The 13,428-nt window shown below is 49.8% G+C and carries 13 protein-coding genes; 1 reads left to right on the forward strand and 12 read right to left on the reverse strand.

Going from position 1 to position 13,428, the window contains the following annotated elements:
- Positions 1–125 precede the first annotated feature (125 nt).
- Both rpoZ and gmk read right to left on the reverse strand, forming a co-directional pair.
- Positions 126–341, reverse strand: coding sequence for a DNA-directed RNA polymerase subunit omega (gene rpoZ, locus JUF13_RS06755; RefSeq protein WP_061776946.1), 216 nt, complete (start codon positions 339–341; stop codon positions 126–128).
- Between the two features lie 2 nt (positions 342–343).
- A complete protein-coding gene (gene gmk / locus JUF13_RS06760) occupies positions 344–958 on the reverse strand; it encodes a guanylate kinase (protein ID WP_125765947.1) in 615 nt (204 codons plus the stop codon).
- Between the two features lie 411 nt (positions 959–1,369).
- Between gmk and JUF13_RS06765 the strand changes: the two genes are divergently transcribed.
- On the forward strand, positions 1,370–1,696 hold the full coding sequence (locus JUF13_RS06765; RefSeq protein WP_203638717.1) for a hypothetical protein: 327 nt from the start codon (positions 1,370–1,372) through the stop codon (positions 1,694–1,696).
- A 53-nt stretch (positions 1,697–1,749) separates the two neighbouring features.
- Here JUF13_RS06765 and JUF13_RS06770 read toward each other — a convergent pair whose 3' ends face one another.
- The 10 genes from JUF13_RS06770 to folD form a co-directional block, all read right to left on the reverse strand.
- Positions 1,750–3,849 carry an MSCRAMM family protein gene (locus tag JUF13_RS06770; RefSeq protein WP_203638727.1) on the reverse strand — a complete coding sequence of 700 codons (2,100 nt, stop codon included), beginning with the start codon at positions 3,847–3,849 and terminating at the stop codon, positions 1,750–1,752.
- 202 nt (positions 3,850–4,051) lie between these two features.
- Entirely contained in the window at positions 4,052–6,295 is a 2,244-nt protein-coding gene (locus JUF13_RS06775) for a SpaA isopeptide-forming pilin-related protein (RefSeq protein WP_203638728.1), read from the reverse strand.
- Positions 6,296–6,476: 181 nt separating this feature from the next.
- A complete protein-coding gene (locus JUF13_RS06780) occupies positions 6,477–6,779 on the reverse strand; it encodes a type II toxin-antitoxin system HicB family antitoxin (protein ID WP_203638729.1) in 303 nt (100 codons plus the stop codon).
- Between the two features lie 45 nt (positions 6,780–6,824).
- Positions 6,825–8,537, reverse strand: coding sequence for a DNA repair protein RecN (gene recN / locus JUF13_RS06785; protein WP_203638730.1), 1,713 nt, complete (start codon positions 8,535–8,537; stop codon positions 6,825–6,827).
- A gap of 74 nt (positions 8,538–8,611) precedes the next feature.
- Entirely contained in the window at positions 8,612–9,067 is a 456-nt protein-coding gene (locus JUF13_RS06790; RefSeq protein WP_125765952.1) for an arginine repressor, read from the reverse strand.
- Positions 9,068–9,159: 92 nt separating this feature from the next.
- Positions 9,160–9,975 (reverse strand): TlyA family RNA methyltransferase, encoded by an 816-nt coding sequence (locus JUF13_RS06795; protein WP_203638731.1) that lies wholly within the window; start codon positions 9,973–9,975, stop codon positions 9,160–9,162.
- Positions 9,972–10,877, reverse strand: a complete 906-nt coding sequence (locus JUF13_RS06800; RefSeq protein ID WP_203638732.1) for a polyprenyl synthetase family protein — start codon at positions 10,875–10,877, stop codon at positions 9,972–9,974. Before JUF13_RS06800 ends, JUF13_RS06795 begins: the two co-directional genes overlap by 4 nt.
- On the reverse strand, positions 10,867–11,115 hold the full coding sequence (locus tag JUF13_RS06805) for an exodeoxyribonuclease VII small subunit (protein WP_125582865.1): 249 nt from the start codon (positions 11,113–11,115) through the stop codon (positions 10,867–10,869). Before JUF13_RS06805 ends, JUF13_RS06800 begins: the two co-directional genes overlap by 11 nt.
- Positions 11,108–12,460 carry an exodeoxyribonuclease VII large subunit gene (gene xseA, locus JUF13_RS06810; RefSeq protein ID WP_203638733.1) on the reverse strand — a complete coding sequence of 451 codons (1,353 nt, stop codon included), beginning with the start codon at positions 12,458–12,460 and terminating at the stop codon, positions 11,108–11,110. Before xseA ends, JUF13_RS06805 begins: the two co-directional genes overlap by 8 nt.
- Positions 12,447–13,313: a bifunctional methylenetetrahydrofolate dehydrogenase/methenyltetrahydrofolate cyclohydrolase FolD gene (gene folD, locus JUF13_RS06815; protein WP_203638735.1), complete on the reverse strand. Its 867-nt coding sequence runs from the start codon at positions 13,311–13,313 to the stop codon at positions 12,447–12,449. The genes xseA and folD overlap by 14 nt, the downstream gene beginning before the upstream one ends.
- Positions 13,314–13,428 lie beyond the last annotated feature (115 nt).

The raw sequence follows: 13,428 nt of genomic DNA on the forward strand, positions 1-13,428 counted from the left end.
GCACTAAGTATACCTTATTCACAAAGACTACCTAAAGCATATGGCTCAACCCGTTATAATTTCTCGGGCTGATAAAAAAGGCCAGATTACCCAACGGCAACCTGGTCTTTCCTGAGGCGCCAAAGTTAGGCGTCCAGATCCTTTTCGTCCGGATCAATCATTAAGGCACCGGCAGCAATTTCTTCCAGTGCGCGACCAATCGTCTTGGGCGACTTGTAATCGGTCAAGAGTGGCTTAGCGCCGGCGTCCAACTCGTGGGCCCGCTTGCTAGCCAGCATAATCAAAGAGTAACGTGAATCAACTTGTGCTAATAAATCATCAACTGAGGGATAGAGTAACATTTTTATTCGTCTCCAATCATTTGTTCGTAATCCGGCATAACCCGGGTTACCCGTAAACGTTCACTGCGGATGATCATTTGAATCCGGTCGACGGCTTGGCTGACTTCGTCGTTTACCACGGCGTAATCATAGTTGCGCATCATCCGAATTTCACCCACGGCCTTCTTGATTCGTTTGTTAATGACGTCCATGGCGTCAGTGCCCCGACCAATCAGGCGGTGCTTTAATTCCATCAAATCAGGTGGCGTTAGGAAGACGAAGACAGCGTCGGGACAATTGGCGCGAACCTGCATGGCCCCGTTGACTTCGATTTCCAAGAAGACGTCCTTACCCTCATCAAGGGTCTCATTAACATATTTTAACGGGGTACCGTAGTAGTTGTCAACATACTTGGCGTACTCCAGCATCTCACCGTTACGGATGTTTTCCTCAAATTCTTCCTTTGAGACGAAGTAATAGTCGACCCCATTCACTTCGCCTTCCCGCGGTTTCCGGGTGGTCATTGAAATGGAGTACGAAAAATCGGTCGCTCCCGTTTCAAATAGCGCCTTACGAACCGTTCCCTTACCAACTCCGGAAGGACCCGAGAGCACAATGAGCATTCCACGTTTAGCCATCGTTTAAAAATCCCTTCATCATAAAAAATTTAATTATGGGTTGGCTCCCCTAGTCAATAAATCAGTGGGAAGCCAACCGCTTATCGCCAGAATTGATTGGCTTGAACTATACAATCTATAGGATACTATATTACCACTATTCAGCAACAAATACTGCATATCCGGGCTATTTCTGAAAAAAAACTGGATTCAGTGCCAGTGAGCCGCATTTAACTGAAAACGAACAGTGTGTGCTATACTGGAAAATCCGTCATCGAGGAGAAAAATAAAAATCCTGTCGTTAAACCGAGTCAGCTCGGCACTTCAACCTGGTTAACCACCTTGACGAAAAAAGTTACGAACAAAAAGGCTTGCAATTCCAAACAAGTGTTCGTATAATAAAAATACAAACAAACGTTCGAGGTGATCAGCATGCAAAATTCAATCGCAAAACGCGTTACCCTGTCTGATCGGGTAACCACCCTATCACAGACCCTGTTCAGTCCCTTACCCGTCATTAACGGCCAGGTCGTTTACGCCCAAATGCCCGCCTTTCAATTAACCTTATTCCTACAACAGGCATTGGACCGTCATTACTTAGTCCGCCTCCAATTTAAGGCAGCGCCTGAGATGGCACCCGCCACTGTGATCGGTCAGTTAAAACAGGACTTGGCTGGTCACCTCACTTTAAAACAGAACAAACAACTTACCACCATTGTGACTCCGGAACTCTTACGTTCGGTCCAACGTGTTAAGTAAGCTAAACGGTCATGATAGTCACTCGCCTATCATGGCCGTTTTTTTACCAATTTTTAGCTTTTCCGTGTCCGGCGATACTGCCAAACGCTGAGGCTACCGCCAATCAACAGTAAGCCACCTAAGGCTGCGAAGATTGACTTGGCTTCGTTGGTCTTAGGCAAAAGACCATTGGCCTGACTATGGTGCTTAGCAGACGAAGCCTGGTTACCCGTGATGGTGCCGGCGCCACCGCCATGATTAGATGACGAGGCACGCGGAACGGGCGTAGACCCCACTCTGTCACCGTGCCGACTGCTTGAGTCTACAGAATTAGAGCTGGACGTTGAAGTTGATGTCGACGTCCGGGTCGATGAACTCGTTGAAGTGCTGGAGCTGGACGATGATGAACTGCTGGAACTTGAGCTTGTCGAATTGCTGGAGTTCGAGGAGTTACTGGAACTCGAACTACTACTCCCGGTGTCTGTGCCTGGTGTAGGAATGCTACTCTCGTCAGCCTGTGAAACGACTGCATTCGGCCCATCATTGGGCGATGTCGATTCTTTATCATCACTAATTGTAAACGGAATCGGTGTTTGATCCAGCTTATAACCAGCAGGTGGGGTTTGCTCAATGAAATCGTAGCTGCCCTTGGCGATGGGACTGATGGTCAGTTGGCCGTTGGCATCCGTTTTGTAGGTGAGGTTGCTGGCTAACTCTTTGGTGCCAGCATAGTACAACCGGTAGACAGCATTGGCCAATTTCTTCGTATCTTTTTCATCGCTCTTAGTTAATGTCACTTTGTAAGGTTCATCATCCTGCGAAATATTGACAATTACATTGGTAATATCAACTTTAAACTCCTTTGACGGCGCTGGGTTAAGCTGGTACCCGACTGGTGCTGTCGTTTCCTGAACACGATAAGTCCCCATCGGTAAACTGTCAGTTGAAAATGACCCTTTGTAATCAGTTGAGAACGTCATAAAGTCCGTAAAGTTACCTGCATCGTCTTTCTTTTGCAAGGTATAAACAGCATTTTTAAGCGCCTTACTCTCATCCGTGGCATCCTGCTTCGTAAATACCAGACTACCCATAAAATTAGAACCATCAATGGTCCCTGAACCACCACCGGTTCCCCAAGGAATATCATTATGTGATTTTCCAGAAACTGATGGTACGCCAGAATCATCCCCAGATCCAGGTACTTCTCCTGAACTACCCGTTTCGCCGTCTTCCGCTGTTAGTTCTACATAATTACTCAGGTGACCACCCAATAGTTTTTGATCAATCAACGTTTGGTAATCTACAGTTGCATAATACTGCAGACTTATTTCACCGGTCACGTTCTTAAAAACAAATTTCATTTCAGATCCATTTAAAGTCATTTCTGCTTGCTGACTATCAGCAAAATTAATTTCCTTCTTAACACCATCTTTGGTTTCCGTCGCGCCAAGAAAGTCAGGACTGTACGTTTGATACGGACCAAAAGTATCAACCAGCGTCACATCCCCCATATTTTTCTCATCGGAATTAAAAACAACATTCCAGCCAGTTTTTGTTGGATAGGTGACTGGGTCGCCAGCAGGTGTATCAACAGTAATTTTATTGTTTTTAGAATCCCACCAACCGCTCTTATCAACTACATTAGGTGATTCTCCCCCAGTATTTTCACTATTGATGTAGGACCCTCTTACGATGACGTCCAGCTTCCCGGTAGTAAGCACATCGTCACCTGCTAAAGTAGCATTATACGTTAGCCGCCCTGTAGTTACCTTAGGGTCTTCATTCTTCGAAAAATTACCCACAATCGTCGAATCTGTGTCACTCTTCGTTACAGATATAGGATTCACTTGAGAATCAATATTCTGAGTTGGCAAGTGAACTGTCACATAACTTTTATCCGTTATCTTAGTCCCAGGTTTAAAAGTGTACTGATAAATTAAGTGGTAATAATTTCCTGACAGATATTGATAGCTCATCGGCGAGTTTGTCTGAACTTCAGCGCCTAACTGGCCTGGCTTTGAAGCATCGTACATTCTTACTTCCTTAGGCGCATCCACCCCCTCGACCTGACCATCCAGCGATTCACCATCTGCCTTAGCGACCACTGAACCACCCATAAAAACTAACACCATGGTCAACAACCCTAAACCCCAGAGTCCAATCTTTTTCCACATTAGAAACACACCCCATACATTTGATTACTTGTTTTAACTCAAGTATAACGCAATTGAACGAATAAACTCGTATTAAATATATGAAGTGTGTAAATAAGTTGCTGCAATAAATGACACTCACACAGTTAGTTGCCTTTGCGCATAAAAAATCCAGCGGTTCCTGATACCACCGCTGGATCTTAAAATTCACTCTATTTTTCGTTTAATGCGTCCGGTGCCACTGCCAAGCACTCGTGCCAACGCCTAACAGAACTAGCCCGACCATCAAAGCCAAGACCCCTTTACCTTCATTGGTCTGTGGCAAAATATGATTCTGTGACTCCGCCGTTGCTGGCGCACTGGAACTGATTGTTGGTGTTGAAGAGGCGTGGCTCGATGTTGTCACAACGGTTGTTCCCCGACTAATCGATGAACTGGAGCTGGAGACGCTGGACGAGGTTACCCGGTCAGCACTCCCACCACTACTCATACTATCGGAAGAACTGGAAACAGACGTCGATTCCGAACTGGTACTCTTAGCACTAGATGGCTCCGAACCCGGTTGTGACTGAGACGAGCTCGCGCTTGGTACCGTGTAAGTATTCGACGAGACGCTGCTGGAACTCGAGCTCCCCGTGCTTGAATCACTTAATCCAGAACTACTCGTACTAGATGTAATCGATGTGTCCGACTCTTGACTAGAGTCCGTCGCACTGGAAACGGTCGTCTCACTGCTTTGGCTAGAACCGCCCGACACGGAAGAACTTGCGCTACTGGTGCTCTCCGTCTCACTCGTCACCGACGAATCCTGACTGGAGGCACTTGAACTGACGCTAGAGGTGTTCGAACTAACACTAGTACTTGAACTTGGACTACTGCTAGACTCCGTGGCAAAGACATCGTCCTGCTTAACATTGACCACGTTATCTCGCTGCTCAGTGCCACTAATGGTAAATGGCATTGGCGTGGTATTCGTCAGATAACCGGTTGGTGCCTGCTCTTCGATAAATTCGTAGTTTCCTGGGGCCAGGCCCGTCACCGTCAGCGTGCCGTCATCGCCGGTAGTGTACTCATCGGCGGAGACCGGTGCGCCAACCTCGTGATCCTGCCAACCACTGCCGTAGGCCAATGCATAAATCGCGCCGGCTAACTTGTCCTGCGAGCTTTTATCAAATTTGGTTAATTTAACCGTTCCCTGGCTATCCGCCTGGGTCACTGTCTGATGGGCATCCTTATTGGTCGCACTGATCACAAATGGGACCGGTGTGGTGTTTAACTGGTAACCACTTGGCGCCTGTGTTTCCACAAATTGATACGTGCCGGCGGCTAACCCGTAGTCGTTGATCACCCCATGGGAATCGGTGGTCATCTTCGTTTGCAAGTCTTCGTACATCCCCGTCGCTGGATTCAACTTTTGCAGGGTATATTCGGCGCCGCTCAGGACCGTAGCTTGATCAGCGGCCGTCTTGGTCAGCGTGACACTGCCAATGTAGTCGCCACCAATCGTGGCACTCCCGCCCCATTGCACATTCTTGTGGGAATCGGCCGTCATCGTCGGATTGTCTGGATTCGACCCAGAACCCGAACCGGTGCCGGCACTGCCCGATTCACCATCGGCCGCTGACAGATCAACGTTGTTGCTGAGGTAACCACTCGTTTGCCCGGTAAAGGCCGTCGTGTCCACCTTGGCATAGTAGGACAGCGAGATTTTCCCAGTCACATTCGTAAAGGTCATGGTCAGCTTCGAGCCGTCACTCACAACGGTCGGGGTGACCTTGTCGCCGGTCGTTTCGTTCGTCGCTGACACGGAACCAGCCACATAAGTCTGGTAGGCCCCCAACGTATCCGTCAGCTTGACGGTCCCCATGTTCTTAGCCGTCGGATTAAACACGATTTGCCAAACGGCTTGCTTGGGAATACCAGCGTCGTTGTAATCACTCTTTTGAATCCAGCCGTTCTTTGCCACGACATAATCGTTACCACCACCCGTGGCTGTTCCGCTAGTCCCCGTGACATTAAAGGTTAGCGTTCCTTGGTGATAGGTGTTGGCATTGGCCAAAGCGTTGTTAAACGTAATCGTTGCCGTGTGCCCATCGTCAGCGGGAAGTAAAAAGTCCCCGACCTTGGTCGCCGTTTGATCCCCAGTTGTCACGTCAAATTTAACGTAGCCATGGCTGGCAGAATCAGGCAACGTGACCGTCGCCGTATCGCCATCACTAATCGCCGTATTGTCGGCGACCTTCCACGTATACGACAACCGGTAATTTTGTCCCGACTTGAGCGGCGCGGTCGGATCGGTCACCGGTGTATACGTGTTATCCCCGGTCTCTTCTTCCACCTTGCTGGGCGCACTCAGTCCCTGAACATTGTTATCAATGCTGCTGGCCTGAGCGCTACTCTGAAATCCTAGTAAAATCAGTAGCGTCACCATCAAGCTGAATCCAATTAATCCAATACGCTTACCCACATTTCACACCTCGTTCAATTTGTTACTTCATTGGGTCTAGTATACCGCAAAGGCGGCAATAGATTAAGGGCATATTCATATACACCTGAAACTAACAGCTAAATAAAAGGCGCCAACTCACCCGTTTAGCTCACGGAGAGTTGACGCAATTTTTTAAATAAATTGTCTAACCAGGCACCAATTAAGATGCCTGATTTGTCGGTGTGTGACTATCCTTAGCGACTGTGCTCAAATCAACCGCCGTCAATTGGACCTGGTCGTGCGGATAAGCTGCCTGGACCTGTTCAAGCGATGATGCAGTAGGCAGGTCCTGCACATCATAGAGCATGAGTCCTAGAACTTCTTGCGCATTTAGCATGGCCTTGCCCAACGTCGCCGCTTGGCTAATCGCACTAGGCACGTCTGGAAAAATAACCGTCATTGTATCTGTTTCTGTATCGTGAATAAAAACTGTTGGATAGACCACAATTCTGGTTTTAGTCATTTTTACCACCCCTCAGTCCTACCAACACTAGTCGTAACGCAAAACCTACGCCTTCTTTGGCCGTTTCGCCTTCACTTCATCAGCCAAGCCTAATAACTCGTTGGCGTGCTCCATCGCTAGCTTGGTGACCTGAGTTCCGGCAGACATCCGCGCAATTTCGCTGATTCGGTCGTGTTCACTCAACCGCGTCAATTGCGTTTCGGTCCGGTTACCCTTAATTTCCTTAGCAATAAAGTAATGGTGATCCGCCATGGCTGCCACTTGCGGCAAATGCGTGATACATAAGACCTGAGAGGCCTGGGCAATGCCACTAATCTTCTCGGCAATCGCTTGGGCCACCCGACCACTGACCCCGGTATCCACTTCATCGAAGATAATCGAGGTAATCCCCTGTGACTCGGAGAAAATCGTCTTCAAGGCCAGCATGATTCGTGAGAGTTCCCCACCGGAAGCAATTTTGGCCAATGGCCGCATGGCTTCGCCGGGATTGGTCCGCAAATAAAACTCCACGTGATCCAGTCCGGTGCTGAGAATCGGTTGGGTCTTGGACCGCGTAAAGTGCACAGCAAAGACCGTCTTATCCATGTATAGGTCAGCCAGTTCACCATGAATGGCCGTTTCCAGCTTATCGGCAGACTGTTTGCGGGCCTTACTGAGCTGTTCTCCCAGCTTCAATAGTGTCGTCCGTTGGGTCGCAACCTGTGACTCGAGGTCGTCAGCCGTCTCATCGGTAGCCTGCATTTGCTTAAGTTCCGCCGCAATCTTATCAAAGTATTTCAGAACTTGGGCTTCGGAATCGCCGTACTTACGCTTCAACTGGTTGATGACGTCTAACCGCCGTTCAATCTCGTCGAGCCGACCTTCGTCCCACTCCAGCAAATCCAATTGAGAAGAGACATCCCCGACCGCATCACTTAAGGCGTAGTAGGCCGTCTCCAGGCTACTAGCAATCTGCTTAAAGGCCGGATCAAAATCAGCGATACCCTGCATGGCTTGCATGGCGCCACTGATTTGGTCATTGGCCCCGGGAGCCGTATCCTCACCGGTTAAGGTAATTTGCACCAACTGTAAGGCGTCGTTGATTTTCTGGAAATTATCCAGTCGTTCCCGTTCAGCAACCAAGCTTTCTTCCTCACCGGGTTGGAGCTGGGCCGATTCGATTTCGTTGACCTGAAACTTCAGCATATCTAAATGCTGGGCCCACTCTTTTTCGTTGGCCCGTTTATTTTCTAAGGTTGCCTGTAATTGGGTATATTGCTGATACACGGCCTGGTAGCGCTGCCGCAATTTTGCGACCGAGCTGCCAGCGAACTCATCGAGCATCCCCAGATGTTTTTCTGGCTGCATGAGTTCCTGGTGTTCGTTTTGCCCATGAATATCAACGGCCGTTTCGCCAATGCGCTTCAACGTGTTGGTATTCACCAGCATGCCATTGACTCGACAGGTGTTGCGGCCATTTTGATGAATTTCACGCTGGAGAATCACGCTTCCATCATCATGGTCGATACCCAACTCGTCTAGAACTTGATAAGTCGTGCCGCCGGTGGGAAAAATAAAACTCCCTTGAATAATGGCTTTGTCCGTTCCGGTACGCACAAAATTGGCCGATCCACGACCCCCAGCCAATAGACCGACCGCATCAATAATAATTGATTTCCCGGCCCCGGTTTCCCCGGTCAGCACGGTCATCCCATTCTTAAAGGCGACGTTCAGTCGGTCGATAATGGCAAAGTTTTTAATTGACAGCTCTTGTAACACGTTGTGACCCCCTAAATAAAAGACCACCGCTGTTCATCAGCTCTTGCTGGTCGTCAGTCGTGGTCCGGTCGTTTCTAATCCGCAATCATGCGGTCAATCGTCTTTTCTAATTGTAAGGCACCCTGATGGGAAACACAAACGGTCAAGACGGAACTATCATCGCCTACCGTCCCAAAAATAAAGTCATAACGCATTTGATCCAGTAATGAGGCCACTACTGGACCGTTGCCTGGTAGAACCTTCAAAATGGTGAATTGGTCCTGAACCGCAAAAGATATGTAGGCGTTTTGTAACGTCCGCTGTAACTTTTTCTGCGTATCAATTTTCTTTTGGACGGGTAGACTGTAGCGGTAGCCACCAGACTCAGCTGGCAGCTTAACCAGCTGCATCTCCTTGATATCCCGTGAAATGGTCGCTTGCGTCACGTGAATCCCGTCCTCATCTAATAGCCGGACGAAATCCTCCTGCCGTTCAATTTCTCGTGATGTCAGTAATCGTTTGAGTAATTGCTGGCGTTCCTGCTTCTTCATACCTAGCCCCCCTTATGTGATAAAAATGCATAATCTTATCATATACCAGACCTAAGTATTTGGAAAGTAAATTCTCATAAATTTCTCATAATCTATTGTTGTAGGCTCTTATAAGCAGCATCAATCGTTTGTTCAACCGATACATTACTTGCACAGACTGCATTTTTATCAACTGACTGTAAGTGAACCAGGAATTCAATATTCCCTTCGCCACCCCGAATCGGTGAAAAATCTAAACCTAATACGCTATATCCCGTGGCAACTGCAAAATCAATAATCATTTGCACCACGCGGGTATGGACGGCGCGGTCACGAACGATTCCATGACTACCGACATCGTCGCGGTTCGCTTCAAATTGGGGCTTGATCAGTGCAACCACGTCACCATCTGTCGCCAGGATGCCCTTCAATGGCGGCAAAATCATCTTCAAGGAGATGAAGGAGACATCGATGGAGGCAAAGGTGGGTTGGCCTTTGGTGAAGTCACTTAACTTACTGTAGCGAAAATTGGTGTGCTCCATCACAATGACCCGTGGATCTTGCCGGAGCTTCCAGACCAGCTGGTTGCTTCCAACGTCCAGCGCATAGCTTAACTGCGCACCGTTTTGGAGCATGACATCTGTGAACCCACCCGTCGAGGAGCCAATATCCAGGACGACACGGTCGGTCACGTCGATATCAAAACTAGTTAACGCCTTAGCCAACTTGAAACCGCCCCGTGACACGTATGGCAAGGGATGGCCCTTCAAATGAAGTTCGGTGTCTGCTGGAATCATGGATCCCGGCTTATCCAACCGTTCCTCATTTTTTCCTAAGATTTCCCCAGCCATGACGGCACGCTTGGCGTCATCTAAAGATGTATAAAGTCCCTGTTCAACTAATAAGTCGGCAACTCGTTTCTTTTTCATGCATTCACCCGTTTCGTATCAAAGTAACTAAAGAAAGCCGCGAGGAGCGTTGTATCTACACTAGCTGGCACCTTGGCCAAGGCCGCCTGACCGCTTTGAATCGTGGCAATCAGCGCCTGATTAGCGCCCGCCAGGCCCAGTTTACCTGGATAGGTATTCTTGGCCTCTCCGGCATCCTTTTGCGTGGCCTTGCCCAATTCTGCAGGCGTGCTGACCACGTCTAAGATATCATCGTAGATCTGAAAGGCCAGCCCAAAGGCGTCAGCAAATTCCAGATACGGTGCCCACTGCGCTTCTGGTGCTTCACTCAGAATCAATCCCGCCTGAACGGCATAGTGGAGCAGTGCCCCGGTCTTTTCCCGGTGCAAGACGCGCAACTTAGCCATCGGCAGGTCCACGTGCTCATTCTGCACGTCCTTGGCCTGTCCGGCAACCATACCGTGTGGTCCCGCCGCAACAGCGAGGGCCTGGGTCAGCGCCACCTGGGTCGCTGCGGGTAAGTCCGTCGCCGTCAGCCATTGAAAGGCCAACGTCAGCAGGCCATCACCGGCTAACGTCGCCATACCGGCACCAAACTTCATGTGATTGGTGGGTTCTCCCCGCCGCAAGGCATCGTTATCCATTGCCGGCAAATCATCATGAATCAACGAATAGGTGTGGAGTAGTTCCAACGCCATGACGGGTCGCCAATCACGCTGGTCGTCAAAGGACCGCCCCAGCGTCTGGAGAGTCGCCACCGTTAATAGTGGCCGCAAACGCTTGCCCCCGGCTAAAACGGAGTAACTCATGGCTTCAGCCAAGCGAGCATCCCCACTATCCGTGGCAATAGCTGCCTTTAACGGCGCATTTAAGCGCGGTACCCAGGTCGTTTCAAACTGCTGGAGCTGGTCATCAATCGGCATCACCGTTGCCCCCTTGTGGCGTTTCAAAGGCGACTTCCTGATCGGAATCATTCATCATGGTCGTCAACGTCTTTTCAGCGTCCTGGAGGGTCGATTGCAGACTCTTGCTCAGCGCGACACCCTTTTGAAATTGGTCCAGGGCTTGTTCCAACGGAATGTCTCCCTGTTCCAGTTGGGAAACGATGGTTTCTAAGGTCGTTAAATTCTCTTCAAATGTTGGTTGCTTTTCATCACTCATGTTTGTCCTCCGATGTTGGTGTAATCGTCTTAATATCGGCTTCAGCCGTGCCATCACTCAGATGGATCGTCGCTGGGGCGACTTTTAAGTCATTCACGCTACGAACCACGTGATCATTTTGGGTCACGTAGCTATAGCCCCGCCCCATAATCTTAAGTGGGCTTAAATAATCCAGTCCATTGATTAATTGGGCCACTTGTTTCTGTTGATTGGTTAAATACCGCTTGGCTTCCGTGTTCAAACGGGCCGACGTCTGGCTCACCAGGAGCTGGTCGCGATGAACCCGTTCCAGCGGCGACTGCCCGAGTAGGCCTTGTTGGGCCAACGCAAAGCGCTGCTGCCGTTGACGGACCTGCGTTTGCATGTTCCGCATCAGGGCCTGCTGCGCGCGGTCCAGGCGCTCTACGTAGGTCTCGTACAACCGCTGGGGCTGTCGGAACACGTAGGCCGTCATTAACTTATTCAGGCGTTCCTGTTGGAAGTTGATTCGGTTACTCATGGCATTCAATAATCGCGTCCGTTGTTGGCTCAGTTTGAGCAATTCGTCACTCAAAACTGGAACGGCCAATTCGGCTGCCGCTGTGGGCGTTGCTGCCCGCACATCGGCCACCAGGTCGGCAATCGTGGTATCCGTTTCATGTCCAACCGAAGAAATGATTGGCAATTCACTGGCTGCAATGGCCCGTGCCACAATTTCCTCGTTAAATGGCCACAGGTCTTCGATTGACCCACCACCCCGACCAATAATCAGGGTATCAAATGAGCCATTGGCGTTGGCCCGTTGAATCTGGCGAACGATGTCGGCCGCGGCCGCATCTCCCTGCACAACGGCCGGGAAAAGCACAATCTGTGCAATGGGAAAGCGCCGCCGGGTTGTGGTAATAATGTCTCGAATCACGGCCCCACTGGGACTGGTCACGACCGCGATTCGCTTAGGGAAGCGCGGTAATGGCCGTTTAGGCGCGGTAAATAAGCCCTCATCGGCCAGTTTTTGCTTCAACTGTTCATAGGCCTGATACAGCTGACCAACACCGTCTGGCTCCATACGTTCCACGTAAATTTGATAGTTTCCCGTGGGTTCGTACAGAGAAATGCGGCCCGTCACCAGGACCTTCATCCCGGTTTCCGGGGTAAATTTCAGCTTCTCAAAGGCTGATTTGAACATAATGGCACTAATTTTCGCGTGATCGTCCTTTAAGCTAAAGTACTGGTGGGCGTGCGGCCGGAGCCGAAAGTTAGAGATTTCACCCGTCAGATACACCTTGCCTAAGTATGGATCGACGTCAAATTTTCGTTTTAAATACTGGGTCAGCGCCGTGACCGTTAAATAATCAGTTTGTGCCAAGTTCCTCACTCCACTCGCAAAGGTCAACTGTCTGTTGCATTAGTGTGGCAATCGTCATGGGACCCACGCCCCCCGGAACGGGCGTAATGGCACCGGCCCGCTTAACGACGCCGTCAAAGTCCACGTCTCCGGTCAATTTACCGTTTTCATCGCGATCCATCCCCACGTCAATGACGATAGCACCCGGTTTCACGTCGGTTTCCTTGATCAAATGGGTCACCCCGGTCGCGACAACCAGCACGTCAGCCGTTCGCGTCAATTCGCTAAGATTCTTGGTGTAGATGTGGGCGATGCTGACCGTCATATCGGCGTTCAACAGCATGGAAGCCATGGGCCGACCCACAATCATACTGCGACCAACGACGACCGCGTGTTTCCCCCGTAAATGAACCGGGAGTGAATTCAACATGGTCATAATTCCTCGTGGCGTGCAGGAAACGGGATGGTGTCCTGGCAAGTTGGCAAATAAGCGACCAACGTTTAAGGGATGGAACCCGTCCACGTCCTTCGCCGGATCAATCTGAGCGACCACGGTTTGTTCATCCAGGCCCTCTGGTAACGGCGATTGCACCAAGATACCATGAATTGCTGGGTCCGCATTATACTCATTAACAACTTGTAAAAGTTCTGTTTGTGAAATGGTTGCGGGAAGCTGCCGAACCACGGAATTGATGCCAAGTTGGCCGGCCTTCTTGTGCTTGTTGCGCACGTAAATGGCACTGGCGGGGTCTTCGCCCACAATAATCACTGCCAGACCTGGAACGACACCGCGTTGCGCGAGCGTTGCCACCCGGTCCTTGGTTTGCGCATTGAGGTCTTTCGCCAGTTGTTTGCCGTCGATAATGGTCGTCATGAAGTTATTCCTCCCGTAAATTTCAAGTTACCTACCATTTTAGCATAGTTGACCTGAAAACGGGACTGCATCGCGGCGCAAAATGACCCGGCGACGAGCTGTTAAACGAATTGAT

The sequence above is a fragment of the Levilactobacillus wangkuiensis genome (genome assembly GCF_016861605.1).
Lineage (GTDB): Bacteria > Bacillota > Bacilli > Lactobacillales > Lactobacillaceae > Levilactobacillus > Levilactobacillus wangkuiensis.